Consider the following 19,410-nt stretch of genomic DNA (forward strand, 5'->3'; position numbering starts at 1 on the left):
AAAACTATTTGAAAATCCTAAACCATCCTTTATGTTTAAACCACAAAAGCATCCCTGAGACAAGCAAACCCATGAAAATCAGTACACCAAAATAGCCATATTTCCAGTGTAATTCAGGCATGTTATCAAAGTTCATCCCGTACACTCCAACAATAAAGGTCAATGGAATAAAAATAGTCGAGACAATGGTCAGTGTCATCATGATTGCATTCATTCGGTTGGAATTCAGCGTCTGATAGCTGTCTCTTAAGTCTGCCGTCATATCACGATTCGACTCAACGATCTCCGTCAGTTTCAACAGGTGATCATAAATATCATTAAAATATGCTTGCCGATTTGTATCGCTTTTCATCATATTCGTGTTTACAATTCGATATAAAAGGTCCCTCATCGGGATAATGGTTCTGCGTAGTTTGAGCAAATCGGATCGTATCCCAAATACTTCGTTCATCAATGTGCCATACGTTTTATGACCTTCTTCATCCTCGATTTCATTGAGCCTGTCCTCAATTTGATAAATAATAGGGAAATAATCATCGACGAGCTGATCAATCAGCATATAAGCCATATGCTCAGGTCCGCTCTCTCGTGCTTTATCAGACCCTTTGAGCTTTCGAATGACTCGATCAATGTAGGGTGCTTCCTTCAAATGAAAAGTTACGATATAGTTTTCTCCAACAAACAGGTCGACTTCTTCAGATCGAAGTGTTTTTTGATTGAGGGCATGAAGGACGAAAAATAAATACCCATCATAAAAATCAAGCTTCGGCCGCTGTAAATAATGGAAGCAATCCTCAATCGCAAGCGGATGGAACTGAAAATATTCCTTTAACAGTGCTGCTTCCTTTTCCGTTGGCGCATAAAAATCAATCCAATACCAGGCGATATCGGGGCTTGAAAGTTGCTGCAATGTTGCATGTTCAATCAAGTCGCCGTTTTTTGTCACTGCAAGTTTCTTCAGCATGAGCACCCCTCCAGACTTGCATTATATCATGAAGCAGCACAGGTGAACTTATACGTTTTCATCACAAAAAAAGCCGATCTCATCACTGAGATCGGTTCAATGTGCGTGTATGATTGATGGTTAAAATAATGATTAAGGACGACGGAATGTAACAAATTTATCTTGACGGTCAAACCAGCCTCTGAACGCCCAGTTATCCCAGCCGCCATCTCCATTGTTTTTAAATGTGCCGCTTTCAAAAACCCAAATACCGTAAACAACTTTTCCGTATTGAACAGTTGCGAAAGTTTTTACTCCGCTTAAACGGTCTTGATAGTTTTGGCTAAGGTTAAAAACCATGACATTGTATCTTGCACCAGCAGCGTAGAACGTGCTCTCCATTACGCCTTTAACGAATCCAGAGCGGTTTGCATTTGCATTGACAGCGTTAACGATGGCATTCGCAATGCCAAGTGCATCGAAGTTTACATTGACGTTCGGGCTAGCAGTTGTCCCAGCTTTCCCTTCAGCAGCTTTGTTTAAAACAGTTTGCTGAATAGTAGTTGAAACTGGAGCAGTTTTTTGCTCAGCAGCGTCAGCGAATACTGGTAGTGTCGAAGAAACAGCAGTGGCAAGGGCAACAGAAAGAATAGTTTTTTTCATTGGTAATCTCCTTTGTTTTTAAATTTTGGGCCTTCTTTTTGTAAAACGTGAAACTAGGTGAAGCCTGTGATCAATGAGGTAAATATGTTCCTGCAAGATGAAACAAATAATTGCCTAATCCGCTAATTTTTTTGCTCACCTCCTTGATATGTCATAATTATACAAATGTTTCTGGAATGGAAGATATCACCCAGAGGTTCTATTTCTAATTTAAGGAAGATGATCCTGAAATGTTGAAGGGTGCTGTCGAATTTTAGCTGAATTAGACTAAAAATTTTCATCTATCCAAAAGGAGAATGACCACAAATCAGGAAGATATAACTGATAAATTCTTGTACTCTTTATGTTTAAAAGTATTCAATAGAGAGAATCATTCATGCAAAGTGAAACAATCGCATCAGCGTGTGTTTGCAGAAAGGAAGAGGAAAAACATGTGGGAAAAACAGCTGGTGGTTGAGCCGCCTTATGACTTCGATCAAGTGATGAGACGCTTATCGAGTGATCCATTAAAGGCAGTCGATTTGAACAAAAGAGAAATGAAAGTACCGATGAGGCTGGATCAAAAACCATACGTGGTGGAAGTTCAAGCGACAGGAACAAAAGAAGCGCCTGCATTCCGGGTGCAAGCAAACGGCCCGGAGGAACCTATCATTTCTGAAGTGAAGCGGATATTTGGAATGGAGCATCAACTACACGTTGTGCAAGACCATTTTTCTCAAACAAATCTTGCATCCATTTTTGAACGTCATATCGGAATGCCGCTTATGCTGGATTTCCATCTATATCATTGCTTGATGAAATGCATCATTCATCAGCAGCTCAATCTTGCATTTGCTTATGAGCTGACAAAACGGTTTGTTCAAACGTATGGTGAGCAAATCGACGGCGTCTGGTTTGACCCTTTGCCGGAAACCATTGCATCACTTGAAACTGACGATTTGAGAAAACTCCAATTCAGTCAGCGGAAAGCAGAATATGTCATTGATGTATCGAAACGAATTGTGAGCGGCTCTCTTTGTTTAGAGGAATTACACCATTTACCTGATGCGGAAGTGGAGGAACGTCTGCTTCCAATTAGAGGGATTGGACCTTGGACGGTTCAAAATGTCCTCATGAATGGACTCGGAAGACATAATCTTTTCCCAATGGCAGATATCGGGATTCAAAATGCGATCAAACGTCACTTTGACCTGCCTGAAAAGCCAACAAAAGAAGAGATGGCAGTTTTAAGCAAGGAGTGGGCTCCGTATTTAAGCTACGCATCTCTTTATTTATGGAGAAGCATTGAGACAGAATAAATGAAAGGCATTTTCTCTCTTTGTCCAAGTCGTGATATACTAATCAGATGGAATAAAATGAGGACAACCTATGAAGGTTTAAATAGAACGGAGAGAATGAACGTGAAAGAAAAACAGCAAGGTGCCCTTCTGCAAAAGGGGCAGCAGTTCCCGCTTACCATTAAACGCCTTGGCATTAATGGAGAAGGGGTCGGTTATTTTAAAAAGCAAGTGGTCTTTGTCCCAGGTGCGCTTCCAGGTGAAGAAGTGGTCGTTGAAGCCGTAAATGTTCAAGCAAAATATGCAGAAGGTACGGTTAGGAAAGTACGCAAGCGCTCAGAGCATCGAGTGAAACCGCCGTGCCCAGTATACGAAGAGTGCGGGGGCTGTCAGCTTCAGCATTTGGCATACGAGCAGCAGCTAAAGGAAAAACGCGATATAGTCATTCAATCAATGGAGCGGCATACAAAGCTGTCGGTTGAAAAGATAGACATTAGACCAACGATTGGCATGGAAGACCCGTGGCACTACCGGAATAAGAGTCAGTTCCAAGTAGGAAGATCACATAGCGGCGACATCATCGCAGGTCTTTACGGACTGAATTCACATAAGCTTGTACCGATCAAGGAATGTATCGTCCAGCATCCAAAAACGAACAAAACAACAGGCGTTGTCCGCAAAATTTTAGAGAAATTCGGCGTATCGGTTTACAACGAACGAACAAGAAAAGGTGATGTTCGGTCGATTGTCGTACGGGTTGGCTTTGAAACAGGTGAAGTTCAAGTTGTTCTTGTCACGTCGAAGCCAGAATTTCCAAAGAAAAAAGAAATCGCCGAAGCCATTCAAAAACGTCTGCCAGAAGTGACGTCTATTATGCACAATATCAATGGCGAAAAAACGTCCGTCATCTTTGGGCATAAAACATCGCACTTAGCGGGCAACATGGTCATCCAAGAATTTTTAGGAGACGTCTCATTTGAACTAAGTGCACGTGCCTTCTTCCAATTGAATCCGAAACAGACATTAAAGCTTTACGATGAAACGAAAAAAGCGGCCAAATTGACAGGAAAAGAAAAGCTCGTCGATGCGTATTGCGGCGTCGGTACAATCGGCATGTGGCTCTCAGATGGCGCAAAAGAAGTACGAGGAATGGATGTCATCAAAGAATCCATTGATGATGCCAAGAAAAATGCCAAAAAACACGGCATGAAAAACGCAACCTATGTGACAGGCACAGCGGAACACTGGCTGCCAAAATGGGTCAAAGAAGGCTTCCGCCCTGACGTCATCGTCGTCGATCCGCCAAGAACAGGCTGCGAACGCACCTTCTTAGACACCGTCAAACAAGTCAAACCAAAACGCTTTGTCTACGTCTCTTGCAATCCATCCACACTAGCAAAAGACCTCGAATATATGTCAAAAGACTACAAAATCGAATACATGCAGCCAGTGGATATGTTTCCGCATACGGCGCATGTGGAGTTGGTAGCATTGATGTCTAGGGTAAATGAATAAGAACTGATGAAGTGTTGATAAAATAAGGTTTTCCAGTGGTTTTGGAGAATGTCCAAGCTGGGGAATCTTATTTTTATTTTGCTGAAAAGGAAGCGTAGTTTTCAGTAAAGGTAGGGTTGAGTTGATAGGATGACTTTTGGGTGGGGGAGTTGATAGGATGACTTTTGGGTGGGGGAGTTGATAGGATGACTTTTGGGTGGGGGAGTTGATAGGATGACTTTTGGGTGGGGGAGTTGATAGGATAGATAAAATTAATTTTGTCTATATAACAATTGATATTGTTCGCGATTGGGAATATAATGATGTTAACTTAATTTGAAAGGGATTTTTTATATGGATTATATTTCTGCAAAAGAAGCAGCGGAAAAATGGGGAATATCCAAAAGAAGAGTTCAAACATTATGTAGTGAAGGAAGAATTAAAGGCGCGCTGAAAGTGGGGATGGTTTGGGTTATACCATCTATGGCAGTAAAACCAGCAGATAACAGAAAGAAAACGAATGATTGAAATTTATTTTATGAATTATTAGAAGGTGAAATTGTTGAGGTATTTAGGTAATAAATCAAAGTTATTAGAATTTATAGATAATGTAATAAAAAAATATGATATACAAGGTGACACCTTTGCAGATCTTTTTGCAGGTACTGGAGTGGTGGGGGACTATTTTAAAGATAGGTTTAAGATAATATCAAATGATTATATGTATTTTTCTAAAGTAATAAATAAAGCAAAATTGTTGAATGACAAGATACCTATGTTTAAAAAGTTTGTTGAGAAATACGAAGTCTCACCGTTTGAATGGTTAAATCAAAGAGTCTATAAACCTAAAGATAACTTTTTTGTTTATCATAATTATACTCCAGTTGGAAACAGAATGTACTTAACTGAAGAAAATGCGATAAAAATTGATGGGTTTAGATTAGATATAGAACAAATGTATAAAACAGAAATAATTAATGATAAGGAATATTTTTATTTATTAGCATCACTTATAGCAAGTATTCCAAGAGTTTCTAACACGTCTGGGACTTACCAGGCATTTTTTAAGTTCTGGGAACCAAGATCGTTAAAAGAATTTGAAATCATACCACTAGAAATTAATGAGTGTGATTTGTATTCTGAAAATATTGTATATAGCTATAATACAAATGAATTAGTAAGAGAGATTAGTGGAGATATAGCTTATATAGATCCACCTTATACAATTACACAATATGCTAATTCATACCATCTATTGGAAACAGTAGCCAGGTATGATTATCCCGAACTATTTGGGAAAACAGGAAGAAGAGTAAAAAGGGAACTCTCGAATTACTCGAACAAACAAAGGGCATTATTTGAATTTGAAGATTTGTTCCGTCAAATACAGTTTAAACATGTTTTAGTTAGCTATAGTAATCAATCAATTATACCAATTGAAGAGCTTATAGGTTTAGCAAAATTGTTTGCTGTAGATGGTGAAGTGCATGTGGAAACGAATGAATACAGAGAGTATTCAACAAATAACTCGAGTCATAAGGGAAAAGGTAAAAAACTGAAAGAAATAATATTATATTTCGAGAAGGATCTGTCGATTAATAAGTCACCTCTAAATTATTCGGGTAGCAAAGATGCGTTATTGCCAATTATATTTAAAGAATTGCCTAAGCATGTTGATACATTTGTAGATGCAATGGGGGGCGCTTTTAATGTTGGAGCAAACGTAGTGGCAATGAATGAAGTGGTTTATAATGAATATAACTCTTATGTCTTTGGTATTGTTGAGATGTTAGTAGAGACTGAAAAAGATATCCTTACAAGTAGCATAGAAAATGTGATAAATGAATTTGCACTTACGAAGAAAGGAAAAGAACAATATTTAAATCTAAGAAGCCATTATAATGAAAAAGATAAGTCAAGTTTAAATTTATTCGTTTTACAAGTATATGCATTTCAGAACATTATAAGATTCAACAACTCACAAAAAATGAATACTCCTGTAGGAAATAATGAATATAGTGACGGGATCAGAGAACGTATTAATAGATTTAGGATAAGAACACCAAATTATCGGTTAATTAATGGTAAATTTGAAGACTTACCAATAGAAGATTATCCAAAAGATACAGTTTTTTATTTTGATCCTCCTTACTTCATAACAAAGGCTGAGTATAACGATGGTAAAAGAGGCTTAGATGGATGGGATTCTGATAGTGAGACGGAGTTACTAGAATTTTTGCTAAAAATTCATAAAGCGGGTTATAAATTCATGCTTTCTAATGTTTTATATCATGGGGAAAAACGGCATAATTTATTGATTAAATGGATAAATACGCATGACTTTAAAGTTGTTGAGATTGGTAAAACGGGAATCAAATATCCGAGAATTGAAGTGCTAGTAAAAAATTATGATTGAAGAAGGTGAGAACTTTGCGAAAACTTTTATTACCAGCGTCGGGCTTCCCAGAAAAAATAAATGCTATTGAATCAGTGAGGATTCCGCCAACAGCAATTTCTAAACAAGACTTTGTAGAAACGGCGATTTTACAAGCAATAAATACTTACAATCCAAAATTAAATCTACAGGAAGTTGAATATTCTAATATTAACAATCAATTTTCTAATCTTCCTGTTAGGGGGGGGAAGTTATTTGGAGCAATTATAGAAGATGAAGTAATTAATGCGAGTAGTGAAGATTATTATAGGAACAAAGGCTATTATATATGGATTAATAATGGTGATACGGTCGCTAGGCGTATCGTAACATATGTCTTTATACTAGACCTTGAGATGGACGGTCGTAATATTGTAGCACAATCTATCTTTCCAGAGTTAATAGAATTAATGGACATGACAATAGGAGGCCCTTGCTATAAGGTCGCTAACCATCCAGTATACATCCTTAATATGTTAGGGTCTGGAATTACTCAATCTTCCATTTATTATCCTATAGCGGGTATGATTGCAGCAGACATGGAATATATAGAAGTGTTTGCAAATACTCCAGAATTAGTAAGAGTACCATCTGATATAAGAGACTTCATAAGAAAATATGAACCTTCATACAGGGGGGCTTCTGTATATATTACACCGGAATTTGAGATAGACTTTAGGAATAAGTCCTTGAAGATAAAAGATGATAAATTGGTTGTGGGTGATTATTTAAAACATGATCGCCGAACCGGATTATACGAGTTTAATGGTAGTTCTGAAAAGTTCTATTGGGCTAAAATATTACCTTATATATTATTAGCCCATAAAAATGGTTACACAATAGACTATGCAGAGTTAGAGAACTTTTACAATACCTATACTCCATTGTTTAGCAGGAGAGGAACTAAACTCCCAAGGTTTTTGACACTACTTAGGTTTATTGAAAAATTAAATTAAGGAGATTATGAAATATGCATAAACAAATTATTTACTTCGGTGCACCTGGTACAGGTAAGAGCCATTCGGTAGATCAAAGTTTGAATCATGTAAATAATGAAAGAGTGTTTAGAGTAACTATTCATCCTGAATTTACATACTCTGACTTTATTGGGCAGTTGCTACCAATGAAAGACTCAACAACAGGAGATGTAACATTTGAATTTGCTCCTGGTTCATTTACAAGGGCACTGGTTGAAGCTTATCAAAATTATAATGAGCCAGTTTATTTGGTGTTAGAAGAGCTATCAAGAGGTAACGTAGCAGCTATTTTCGGTGATATTTTCCAACTGTTAGATAGAAATGAATCTTTTGAAAGTAAATTTCCGATTCGAAATAAACAAATTGCTGATGAGATAATTCAATTACCATCTGATGAAATTAAGTTGCCGTCAAATTTTAATATCATAGGAACTGTCAATGTTAATGATCAGAATGTATTTCCAATGGATACTGCTTTTAAAAGGCGCTTTGATTGGGCGTATATCACGAGTTTACCAGTTAAAGATGATGCAGGTAATACAATTCAATCACTTAATAATCCTAAGCTTTATGTGTCACCAGATGATAATCCAGCGAACACATTAGAAACAACATGGCAATCTTTTTATACTGCACTAAATGAATTTATTACAGATAAAGAAAATGGATTAGGGAAAAACGAAGATAAACAACTGGGGCAATTTTTCCTTGTGTTCAGGGATCAACTAGTTAGTGATTCTCACTCAACAAATCAAACTGTGGCAAATCAAGCGAACATTGAAGTTATGGATATTATGAAAAATAAACTGCTCCTATACTTATGGCAAGATGTTCAAGGGCATGTAACATTTAATAATTCTATTAGCCTCTTTGATAATCAAATAAAAAGTTTTGATGATTTATATTCAAGTTATGGAGTAAAGAAGGTTTTTAGTGATGCGTTTTTAAATAACTTTTTAATTCCTAATATAAATAGATATCCTTATTAGGTTGGAACAGGGGGAGGTTACATGTCTCTGAAATACTATAATGAAGGTGACATTTTCAAGAAAAGTGAATTAGTTGAAATGGGTTTTGACATTATCGAAAGAGATTACAGGAAGAGAAATAAAGAAAATGTTAATTCTGGAGAAGTAACAGCGGACTTCGAATATGTTTTTGACTTTTCTGGTTTTTTAATTAATGATAGTTCCGAAATATGTGCGGTTTTCCCTATAAACTTTAAAGTCTATAATGAACACTCAGATACTAAATTATTATTTAATGTGATTTCAAAACATTTGCAGTTAAGACCTGAAATTTATTTTGGTTCAGAATACGGAAAACATTACAAATCCAACTATCCATTTGCAGCTTTTTTTGAGATTTACAATTATTATGAAGAGTACGGGTTATATTTTGAAGAGAAAAAGTTAATTAAGCCTAACATTGGTGGTAAGATAAACTGGAAGGAAACAATTAGAAGATCAGATAAATATTTGATTAATAATCAACTTTATTTTTTCCCTTTTTACTATGAGAAGTCTTATCAAAACATAGCATTCTTAACAGAAGCAATGATATTTGTTATAAATCACACAATAGATAAATTTAACTTTATGCTAGATATGCCTAAAGTGGATGGGTTCGCTTCAGATGAAATTTTTCTCAATAATAGAGAGGGAGTTCTCGAGAAGTTATATAGTATCAGGCAAGAGACTTTTAAAGATATATTGATTAATCTAATAGATAATTTAATAAATTATTTTTCAAATTTAAAAGAAGGTGGAACTTATTATTTGAAACACTATACGTTTTCAAGTATATGGGAAGATGCTGTTAAATTTTATTTGGAAAACCACTTTAAAGAAGTTAAAGATGGAAAACTAAAATTAGAAAGCACTAATACTATAACTAAATTTGAAAAGCCTGCTTTCAGACCTAATATGGCTAATAACAACCACTTTTTCAGTCCCGATTATTACTTTTCGTCTGGGGAAAATCAATTCATTTTCGATGCTAAATATAAAAGAGAAGTTAATGGTATGGATTATAAACAAATCTCGTATTTTTTGTTTTTAAAAAATAAAAGGGAAAACTTAAATGATTTACCAATCTATTCTTTTACACACTCAGCACTAATACTTCCCGGAGTAAAAAGAGATAGTAAACTCCATTTTAAAATGGACCCTATCTTTAATAAGGAAAATGATGATTTGGTAATTTATGAAGAGTACCTAGATATAAGAGAGGTCTTAAAATTCTATACAGGTTTAACTTAGATATTTATATACTTAAAGTTTAAGGGGGAATTCTATATGGCGAGTAGTCGTTCATTTAAAAATTATGTGGCAGTAAAATTTGAGGATGAGCTTTTTACCGCCATAGAATCCTTTGTTGAAGAAAATAAATATGATATAGATTTCAGACTATACCGTGTTAATAATATCGGTGAAATCTATCTTTCTGACTCTGAAATAGAAGTTCGATATGTTTTTGTTAATAATTTAGTTGGAACAGAGTTAGAATTCGATGTTATTGTTGAACAATATTTGGAAGTGTTTGATACAAACCATCGCTTAGATGAATCAGAACATATACAAGAATGGTTTCATATTTCATGTTCAGGTGATATAGAAAGAGAGTTTGAGGACTTTACTATACATAATATTGAGAAATACTATGAGAAAGAGAAAAATAAGAATCCTTTATCAGACAGTCTGGTACCTATTATTTATAAAAGAGACTTAGAACAGATAGCAAGAATTTTTTTAGAAAAACACTATCCAGAAGCGTTATCAAAACCTATTCCAATAGATACCAAAGAATTAGCCTATCGAATGGGTCTATCAGTAGAAATGCGTGAGATAACAGAAGATTTATCTGTTTTTGGTCAGATTTTTTTTAGGGATAGTAATTCAGAATTTTTTGATAGTGCTCAGGGTATTTATTATAGTGAGGATGTAAGCGCTAAAACGATATTTGTTGATCCTAAAGCATTCTTTTTGCGTAATTTAGGTTCAGTAAATAATACGATTATTCATGAATGTGTTCATTGGGAATTGCATCGTTTAGCTTTTGAATTAGAACGATTATATAATGACGAATTAACAGCAATAAGCTGTAAAGTAATCGGTGGTATTGAAGAATCGGATGTTGATTCTGCAAATTGGATGGAATGGCAGGCGAATGCATTAACACCTAGAATTCAAATGCCACTGGCGATGTTTAAAACGAAAGCATTTGAATTGATTAAACATTATCGAGAGAAGCTGAATACAGCTGAAACTATTGATGTATTAGAAATAGTTGTAGATGAACTTGCAACTCATTTTGTAGTTTCAAGAGAAGCTGCAAAAATAAGATTGATAGATGTTGGTTATGAAGAAGCTATTGGCGTTTATAATTATATAAATGGTAAGTATGTGCCGCCGTATAAAGTTAAGGAAGGGATTTTAAATAGAAATCAAACATTTAGTGTAGATTATAAAAGTTTAGTTATAGAGAGTCTGCATAATCCAAACTTAAAAGAATTAATTGATAATGGAACCTATTTATATGTAGATTCACATTTATGTTTGAATTCTCCTAAATATATTGAATACGATATTTTTGGAAAACCACGCTTAACTCGATATGCTAAATTGAACATGGAAGAATGCTGTATAATATTCACTTTAACTTTAGATTTTAAAAACAGGTATGGGAAACAATATTATACAGAGTGTGTACTATTTAAAAATGCTGAAGGTCTAAGTTTTAGAGTAGCATTCGATGGTGATGAAAATATATCATCCCAGGAGAAAGCTGCTTTAATCATTCAATATAATAAAGAAGTTAATGATATTTTGAAAAGATTACCTAACCATTTTCCTGAAGCACTAAAAGCATTGATGAAGTGGAAGGATTTAAAGAACGAAGAATTAGCTGAAAAATGTCTGTTAAGTTCAAAAACAATTCAAAGAATGAGAAATGAAGAAGGTTATGAACCAAAACTAAGAACTGTTATAGCACTTTGTGTGGGAATGCAACTCCCGCCTATTTTAAGTAGAAAGCTTATTGAAATTTCCGGATATGCAATTAGGTTTGCTGTAGAAGAACATGCAATGTTTGAGGCGATTATAACGGGCTATTATAAAACATCAATCCATGAATGTAATGAGCTTTTAGAAAGTGCAGGATTTAAAATTTTAACATCAGATGAATAAATTTTAAGTTTATTCGGACATGGCATGTCCGGTAATAAAACTCCATAACACTATTGTTTTTAAAAGCATGAAACTGTGAAAGTTAACAGTTTCATGCTTTTTTTTTGTTTGTTTTAATGCTTAAAACGGACATGGCGTGTCCGGGTCAAGCACTTTTAACTCTCCTATACTGGAATTATCTAATAGAGAAACAGCTGTTATCTATTAAATAAAATATCAAATGCCTGATTTGCAATAAGGGCAAAGGATACATATTGAAGTACGCAATCCACACCAGGATTGTAGTGTCTCAATATTAGTACCCTTACCTTGTTGCGCACTTTTTTAAGTAAAGGTCAGGTTACTAAAGGACAAGTTCTTCATTGTTTGCATCCTTTGCCCTCCGCAAATTGGCGGAGAGGATGCCAAACAATGACAAAAAAGTACAAAATAAGCCAAAAGAACAGAGAATCTTATATTTACTATTCAGGAGGTAAAAAGATAGCAACCATCGTACCGGGGGAAAATGGTGTAACAGAGGTTGATATTGAATATTTACATTCTGAAGATGATCAGGAAGTGGACGAAGGTCGCCGCTATGATTACCGAATTGCTTGTAATTTAGAATCTTATGTAGATGAAAACGGAGATTCAAAAGCTGAACATAACAAACTTTTAGCAGATTGGGATGCAGATCCATTCAATGAAATTTTGGAAATGGAGAACTGCGAAGAGAAACAAAAGTTAATCGAACAATTGCACAAAGCAATGGGGCAGTTAACAGATAAACAATTTAGAACCATACAAAAGAAATTTTATGAACAAAAAACAAATGTTGAGATTGCTGCCGAAGAGGGTGTGACCGAAGCGGCTATCAGAAATCGTTTAAATAAAATATACAGAAGATTAGAAAAACTGATAAGAAAGGGCTCTTAATTGAGCCTTTTAAATTTTATTTTAAAAAAGGGGTTCGAAAGGGCATGATTTTTCGCTTACTAGTAAGGGACGAAATAAAACCCTTAGAAAGGAGTGTTTCCAGATGAGTCTAAAACACAAGGTAATCATCAATGTTAAAGATGAAAATGGTGAGAAAACAAGAGTAGTTGAAGGTAAACGTAAAACTGTACGTAGCCGAATGCTAGATTTATTGTTTGGTAAAAAAGTAAATCTGCTTGTTATCACACCTGGTGACTCAGTAGAAACAGTGGAAATAAAAGAAACTCGGAAAGGCGGTGAGGCTTAATATGAGCAGAACAAAATTACTTCTTGATGTAGTCACTGATTTGCAAAATTTAGCTGGCTCACTTCAGACGATTGCTGGAGTGTTGGCGAGTAATGAAGAATCACCACGAACGGAAGAAAAAGCACCAGTTAAAAAAGCGAAGCCGGAAAAGCAAAAAATATCACTTGAAGAAGTTCGTACACTACTTGCACAAAAGAGCCAAGCGGGTTTTACATCTGATATTAAAAAGTTACTTGAAAAATATGGTGCAACTAAGTTAAGTGAAATTGAAGAAAAAGACTATGAAGCATTGATGAAAGATGCGGAGGAATTGAAATGACGAAACATGCCATTTTATCTGCGTCAGGAGCACATCGATGGATGAATTGTACTCCATCGGCACGTCTTGAATTAGAGTTTGATGATTCTAGTGGTGAAGCGGCTAAGGAAGGAACAGCCGCTCATGAACTGGGGGAACATAAGCTTAGAGAAGCGTTAAAGATTCCAACGAAGAAACCAACATCCATTTATGATTCTGAAGAGATGGAACGTTATACCGATGAGTATGTCCAGTTTATCTTGGAAGAACTAGCGGCAGTAAAACAAATAACGAAAGATCCACTTCTTCTGATTGAACAGCGATTGGACTTTTCAAATTATGTACCAGAAGGGTTTGGAACAGGGGACTGTGTGATTGTTGCGGATGATGTAGTTCATGTTATTGATTTTAAATATGGACAAGGTGTTTTAGTTGAAGCGGAAAGTAACCCGCAAATGATGCTTTATGCACTTGGAGCACTTAATCTATTTGATGCGATTTATGATATTGAAGCAGTAAAAATGACCATCTATCAACCGAGGCGTGAAAACATCTCAACCTTTGAAATATCCAAGACCAGTCTAATAGATTGGGCGGAAAGCACACTTAAACCAAAAGCTGATTTAGCATTTAATGGAGATGGTGAATTTAAGCCTGGTGAATGGTGTAGGTTTTGTAGGGCATCTGTGGAGTGCAGGGCAAGGGCGGAAGAAAATTTGAAGGTAGCAAAATTTGAGTTTAAAAAGCCACCCTTATTAACAGATGTTGAAATTGCTGAAATCTTACTTCATGTAAATGACCTTACTAAATGGGCAAATGAAATATTTGCTTATGCAACAAATGCTGCTGTTCAGCAAGGAAAACAGTGGAAAGGTTTTAAAGTCGTAGAAGGTAGGTCAAATCGTAAATATGCAGATGAAGAAGCGGTAGCTGAAGCCGCAAAAAAAGCAGGCTATGAAGATATTTATAAGCAAAGTCTGCTGACGATAACCAACATGGAAAAGTTGATGGGGAAAAAGAAGTTTAATGAACTACTTGGTGATTTCATTACTAAGCCAAGAGGGAAACCAACGCTTGTTCCAATAACGGATAAGCGTCCAGAAATAAATATATCAACAGCAAAAAATGAATTTATGGAGGAGAAATAATTATGTCGAAAACAGTAAAAAATCCAACAAAAGTAATTACAGGGGTAGTGCGTTTATCATATGCCAACGTGTGGGAGCCAAAGTCAATCAATGGTGGAAAAGAAAAATATAGCGTGAGTGTGATTATTCCAAAAAGTGATACAAAAACATTAGAAGCGATTGAAAATGCAGTAGATGCTGCAATTGAAGAAGGTCGTGGAAAGTTTGGTGGAAAGATTCCAAACAAGCAGTCGTTAAAATTACCGCTTCGTGATGGAGATATTGACCGTTCAGATGATGAAGCGTATGCAGATAGTTTCTTTGTTAATGCAAACAGCATTACACCACCACAGATTGTAGATGCTGACATTAATCCAATTTTAGAGCGTTCAGAAGTTTATTCAGGTGTATATGCTCGTGTAAGTATTAACTTTTATGCGTTTAATTCAAATGGTAACCGAGGGATTGCCTGTGGTCTTGGTAACATTCAAAAGATTCGTGATGGAGAGCCATTAGGTGGTCGTACGGATGCATCGGTAGATTTTGCTACTGATGTGGATGATGACTTCTTATCATGAAAACAATGCATATCGATGTTGAAACATATAGTAGTGTGGACCTCGCTAAAAGCGGGGTCTATCGCTATGTGGAGGCAGATGATTTTGAAGTAATGCTATTTGCTTACAGCGTAGATAGTGGACCTGTTCATGTTATCGATTTGGCAAACGGTGAGCCCATTCCGCCTGAAATTGAACAGGCGATATTTAATGAAGGTGTTACAAAATGGGCATTCAATGCTCAGTTCGAACGGATCTGTTTAAGTAGACATTTCAAGCAAGATTTATCACCTGTTGACTGGCGATGCACAATGGTGTGGTCTGCTTATTTAGGTTTACCGTTATCTTTAGAAGGAGCTGCAAGGGTTACGGGAGCGGATAAACAAAAGATGTCGGAAGGGAAAGATTTAATTCGATTTTTCTCTATCCCTTGTAGACCAACAAAAGCAAATGGCGGCCGAACAAGAAATCTAAAAGAACATGATCCTAATAGATGGAACAGTTTTAAAGCATATAACAAACGTGATGTAGAAACTGAAATTGCGATACAAGATAAACTATCTAAATTTCCAATGCCCGAAGCAGAGTGGGATAACTATCTTCTTGATCAGTTAATAAATGATAGGGGAATAAAGCTGGATTTGGAGTTAGTTACTCAGGCCATTAAGTGTGATGACCTAATTCGTGGCGAGTTAATTAGTCGTATGAAGGAAATTACTAAGCTAGAAAACCCGAACTCTGTAAAGCAAATGCGGGAATGGTTACAAACAAAAGGGGTAGAAACAGATAGTTTAAATAAGGCTGCAGTGACACATTTAATTGAAACTAATGAAGGTGAAATTAAGGAAGTGCTTCAATTGAGAAAACAACTCGCAAAATCCAGCGTGAAAAAATATGCGGCTATGGAAAATGTCGTTTGTCGTGATGGACGAGCTAGAGGATTAATTCAGTTTTACGGTGCAAATCGTACGGGAAGATTTGCAGGAAGGTTAATTCAAGTCCAGAACCTACCACAAAACCATATATCCGATTTAGACGAAGCACGTGCTTTATTGAAACAAGGTAATTTTGAGGCCTTACAAATTTTATATGAATCAGTTCCGAGTGTACTTTCTCAGCTTATAAGGACCGCATTTGTTCCTATTCAGAACAATCGCTTCATAATCGTTGACTTTAGTGCGATTGAAGCACGTGTGATTGCCTGGCTTGCAGGGGAAACTTGGCGAAATGAAGTATTTGCATCACACGGAAAAATTTACGAGGCTTCAGCTGCACAAATGTTTAAGGTCCCGATAGATGAAATTACAAAGGACAGTCCATTAAGACAGAAAGGGAAAATTGCCGAATTGGCACTTGGTTATGGCGGTTCAGTTGGTGCATTGAAGTCAATGGGAGCGACCAATATTGGACTTGAAGAACATGAATTAAAACCACTTGTCGATGTGTGGCGGCAGTCAAATTCAAAAATAGTGAAATTTTGGTGGGATGTTGATCGTGCAGCAAAAGAAACTGTGAGACAACGAAAAGCACATATGACCCATGGAATTAAGTTTGAATATCAAAGCGGAATGTTGCTGATTGGTTTGCCTTCCGGTAGATGGCTCTCTTATGTAAAACCACGAATTGGGATAAATAGCTTTGGTAATGAGTCTGTTTCGTATGAAGGGATTGGTGCGACAAAGAAGTGGGAGCGAATTTTCAGCTATGGTCCCAAGTTTGTCGAGAACATTGTCCAGGCTGTTTCAAGAGATTTATTGTGTTATGCCTTACAGCGTGTTCACGATGAAGGCTATCGTATTGTCATGCATGTGCATGATGAAATAGTGATTGAAGCACCAAACGATGTAACGGTCGAATATATCAGTGATTTAATGAGTCTATCTCCACCTTGGGCAGAAACGCTAGAATTACGTGCGGATGGGTTTGATACAAACTTCTATAAAAAAGATTAATTTAGAGGGGTTCGAATACCCCTTTTTCTTCGCATATAGGTGAGGGTAAATTTATTTACTCTACAACTATTTGTGGGAGGTTCATTTATATGATGAACAATATTAAAACTTTTAACTTCGAAGGGAACGAAGTAAGAACATCCTTTAAGGAAGGTAATGTTTGGTGGGTTGCAAAAGATGTCTGCGATGTCTTAGGAATTAAAAATAATCGTGATGTTATCGCTCGTTTAGATACGGATGAAAAGGGTGTAGATACTATCGACACCCTTGGTGGAAAGCAAGAAGTTTCCGTTGTGAACGAGAGTGGATTATACAATATTGTCTTACTCTCAAGAAAACCAGAAGCAAGAAGATTTAGAAGATGGGTTACGCATGATGTACTCCCTTCTATTCGAAAACATGGGTTGTACGCAGTAGATGAGGTATTAGCTAATCCAGATATTTTGATTAAAGCGTTAGAAGAATTAAAAGCAGAGCGGTTAAAAAATAATCAATTATCAGTAACAGTAAAAGTCCAGGAACAGCAAATTGTTGAAATGAAGCCAAAAGCGAGTTATTACGACATTGTTTTAAATTGTAAAGATGCAGTTGCGATTTCAGTGATTGCCAAAGATTATGGTAAGTCTGCTCGCTGGTTAAATAAGTATTTACACGAGCAAGGTGTTCAATATAAACAAGGAAAGATTTGGTTGCTCTATCAAAACCATGCGGAGTTCGGTTATACGACAACTAAAACACATACGTTTAAAGATAGTAATGGATATGATCGTTCGAAAGTTCATACGTATTGGACGCAAAAAGGTCGTTTGTTTATTTATGACTTACTTAAATCAAATGGCATCTTACCTAGAATTGAAATGGACAGTTAAGCATTGGAGGTAATCAATATGAAAATAGCTGTCGGAAATAGTCGAATGGACAGAAAGTGGAAGAACAAAGATGTAACATGGGACGAGTTTATTAATCTTGTAAATCAGACAATCCGTACAACTGAAACAGTAGAAGAATATAGAAAAATGAATCGTGCAAAACAAGATGCAACAAAGGATGTTGGTGGCTTTGTTGGCGGTGCTTTAAAGCAGGGGAAAAGAAGGAACGGACATGTTTTGTCTCGTTCACTTCTTACGCTTGATATGGACTACGCAGTACCTGGTATTTGGGATCAAATTGAACTTCTTTATGACTTTAAATGTTGCGTATATTCAACACATAAACACACTTCTGAAAAACCAAGGCTACGCTTAATTATTCCGTTTAAACGTGATGTTTTGGAAGATGAATATCCAGCAGTAGCAAGAATGGTCGCAAAAGAAATCGGTATTGATTATTTTGATGATACAACTTATGAACCATCAAGATTAATGTACTGGCCATCGACACCTTCAAACGGTGAGTTCTTTTTTGAACAAAAAGATGGTGAGTTATTAGATCCTGACTTCTATTTGTCGAAATATGACGATTGGAGAGATACGACAACGTGGCCTGTGTCATCAAGACAGTCAGAAGTTGTACAACGAAATATCAAAAAACAGGCTGATCCACTAGAGAAGGATGGCATTATTGGTGCTTTTTGCAGGGCTTATTCTATCGAAGAAGCTATTGATAGTTTTTTGTCGCATGTGTATGAGCCAAGTTTGATGGAAGGAAGATTTGATTATATTCCAGCTGATTCGTCTGCGGGGGTCGTTGTATATAACGGAAAATTTGCTTATAGCCATCATGCAACAGATCCTGCTTCAGGAAACTTATTGAATGCATTTGACCTCGTTCGATTGCATTTGTTTCAAGATTTAGATGACAAAACATCTTATTCAACCGCAGTAACAAAACTTCTTTTATGTGCTCCATATGGTCCTAATTAAAGGAGTGTATGTCATTTATAAGAAGTCTATACTCAATTTACTTGAAGGTAGGATGAGTTCTATTCATAGCAATGAATTCATTAATGCAAAGAAAAAGGATCGGACGATTTCTGAAGAAAATATAGAATATGTATTAGAGATGGCTACAGTTGTGGTTCTTGCAAGTGAAAATAATGGCGAACTGACGAATTATTTTTATAGTGGATTCGGAGAAAGGTTAGATAGTATTTTTAATCTATGCTTAGGCTATTCAACAGATTTACAAAAAAAGAGCAGAAAATTAGTTTGCAGCGTTTTATGAATGATTATGAAGGTTATTGAGCAGATGGGATTGATAGATAAGATGATAGAGATGAACTAGCACCTAAAGAAAAAGGTAAGGACATGGGGACTGACCCCCGTTTTTGAGACAGGGAT

General features: G+C 36.1%; 19 protein-coding genes. 17 read left to right on the top strand and 2 right to left on the bottom strand.

Features of this window, described 5'->3' with window-relative positions; all coding sequences use genetic code 11:
- Positions 1-4: 4 nt before the first annotated feature.
- Together corA and BA1_RS08385 are read right to left on the bottom strand one after the other, a co-directional pair.
- Entirely contained in the window at positions 5-964 is a 960-nt protein-coding gene (gene corA / locus BA1_RS08380) for a magnesium/cobalt transporter CorA (protein ID WP_008357738.1), read from the bottom strand.
- 132 nt (positions 965-1,096) lie between these two features.
- Positions 1,097-1,606 (bottom strand): hypothetical protein, encoded by a 510-nt coding sequence (locus BA1_RS08385; RefSeq protein ID WP_008357740.1) that lies wholly within the window; start codon positions 1,604-1,606, stop codon positions 1,097-1,099.
- A 431-nt stretch (positions 1,607-2,037) separates the two neighbouring features.
- On the opposite strand from BA1_RS08385, the gene BA1_RS08390 reads away from it, so the two are divergent.
- The 17 genes from BA1_RS08390 (at position 2,038) to BA1_RS19010 (ending at position 19,294) form a co-directional block, all read left to right on the top strand.
- Positions 2,038-2,904, top strand: a complete 867-nt coding sequence (locus BA1_RS08390; protein WP_008357743.1) for a DNA-3-methyladenine glycosylase family protein — start codon at positions 2,038-2,040, stop codon at positions 2,902-2,904.
- Between the two features lie 96 nt (positions 2,905-3,000).
- A complete protein-coding gene (gene rlmD, locus BA1_RS08395) occupies positions 3,001-4,398 on the top strand; it encodes a 23S rRNA (uracil(1939)-C(5))-methyltransferase RlmD (RefSeq protein ID WP_034738835.1) in 1,398 nt (465 codons plus the stop codon).
- Between the two features lie 333 nt (positions 4,399-4,731).
- Positions 4,732-4,905: a helix-turn-helix domain-containing protein gene (locus BA1_RS08400; protein ID WP_008357747.1), complete on the top strand. Its 174-nt coding sequence runs from the start codon at positions 4,732-4,734 to the stop codon at positions 4,903-4,905.
- 25 nt (positions 4,906-4,930) lie between these two features.
- The gene (locus BA1_RS08405; RefSeq protein WP_406566816.1) at positions 4,931-6,793 is read left to right on the top strand and encodes a DNA adenine methylase; all 1,863 of its coding nucleotides are present in this window, start codon (positions 4,931-4,933) and stop codon (positions 6,791-6,793) included.
- Positions 6,794-6,807: 14 nt separating this feature from the next.
- A complete protein-coding gene (locus tag BA1_RS08410; RefSeq protein WP_008357750.1) occupies positions 6,808-7,767 on the top strand; it encodes a hypothetical protein in 960 nt (319 codons plus the stop codon).
- A gap of 14 nt (positions 7,768-7,781) precedes the next feature.
- Positions 7,782-8,777 (top strand): AAA family ATPase, encoded by a 996-nt coding sequence (locus BA1_RS08415; protein ID WP_008357752.1) that lies wholly within the window; start codon positions 7,782-7,784, stop codon positions 8,775-8,777.
- Between the two features lie 21 nt (positions 8,778-8,798).
- Positions 8,799-10,049: an LlaJI family restriction endonuclease gene (locus BA1_RS08420; protein WP_008357754.1), complete on the top strand. Its 1,251-nt coding sequence runs from the start codon at positions 8,799-8,801 to the stop codon at positions 10,047-10,049.
- 36 nt (positions 10,050-10,085) lie between these two features.
- Positions 10,086-11,975: an ImmA/IrrE family metallo-endopeptidase gene (locus BA1_RS08425; protein ID WP_008357756.1), complete on the top strand. Its 1,890-nt coding sequence runs from the start codon at positions 10,086-10,088 to the stop codon at positions 11,973-11,975.
- A 411-nt stretch (positions 11,976-12,386) separates the two neighbouring features.
- Complete coding sequence (locus tag BA1_RS08430; protein WP_008357758.1) at positions 12,387-12,890, top strand: sigma-70 family RNA polymerase sigma factor; 504 nt, start codon at positions 12,387-12,389, stop codon at positions 12,888-12,890.
- Positions 12,891-12,993: 103 nt separating this feature from the next.
- Complete coding sequence (locus BA1_RS08435; RefSeq protein ID WP_008357760.1) at positions 12,994-13,197, top strand: hypothetical protein; 204 nt, start codon at positions 12,994-12,996, stop codon at positions 13,195-13,197.
- Position 13,198: 1 nt separating this feature from the next.
- Positions 13,199-13,516 (top strand): hypothetical protein, encoded by a 318-nt coding sequence (locus BA1_RS08440; protein ID WP_008357763.1) that lies wholly within the window; start codon positions 13,199-13,201, stop codon positions 13,514-13,516.
- Positions 13,513-14,643 carry a DUF2800 domain-containing protein gene (locus tag BA1_RS08445; RefSeq protein ID WP_008357765.1) on the top strand — a complete coding sequence of 377 codons (1,131 nt, stop codon included), beginning with the start codon at positions 13,513-13,515 and terminating at the stop codon, positions 14,641-14,643. Before BA1_RS08440 ends, BA1_RS08445 begins: the two co-directional genes overlap by 4 nt.
- Before the next feature lie 2 nt (positions 14,644-14,645).
- Entirely contained in the window at positions 14,646-15,200 is a 555-nt protein-coding gene (locus tag BA1_RS08450) for a DUF2815 family protein (protein WP_008357767.1), read from the top strand.
- The gene (locus tag BA1_RS08455; RefSeq protein WP_008357769.1) at positions 15,197-17,131 is read left to right on the top strand and encodes a DNA polymerase; all 1,935 of its coding nucleotides are present in this window, start codon (positions 15,197-15,199) and stop codon (positions 17,129-17,131) included. Before BA1_RS08450 ends, BA1_RS08455 begins: the two co-directional genes overlap by 4 nt.
- Before the next feature lie 89 nt (positions 17,132-17,220).
- Positions 17,221-18,000 carry a phage antirepressor gene (locus tag BA1_RS08460; RefSeq protein WP_008357771.1) on the top strand — a complete coding sequence of 260 codons (780 nt, stop codon included), beginning with the start codon at positions 17,221-17,223 and terminating at the stop codon, positions 17,998-18,000.
- An 18-nt stretch (positions 18,001-18,018) separates the two neighbouring features.
- A complete protein-coding gene (locus BA1_RS08465; RefSeq protein ID WP_008357774.1) occupies positions 18,019-18,993 on the top strand; it encodes a hypothetical protein in 975 nt (324 codons plus the stop codon).
- 52 nt (positions 18,994-19,045) lie between these two features.
- Positions 19,046-19,294, top strand: a complete 249-nt coding sequence (locus tag BA1_RS19010; RefSeq protein ID WP_232532060.1) for a hypothetical protein — start codon at positions 19,046-19,048, stop codon at positions 19,292-19,294.
- Positions 19,295-19,410 lie beyond the last annotated feature (116 nt).

Source organism: Bacillus xiamenensis, assembly GCF_000300535.1.
Classification (GTDB): Bacteria; Bacillota; Bacilli; order Bacillales; family Bacillaceae; genus Bacillus; species Bacillus xiamenensis.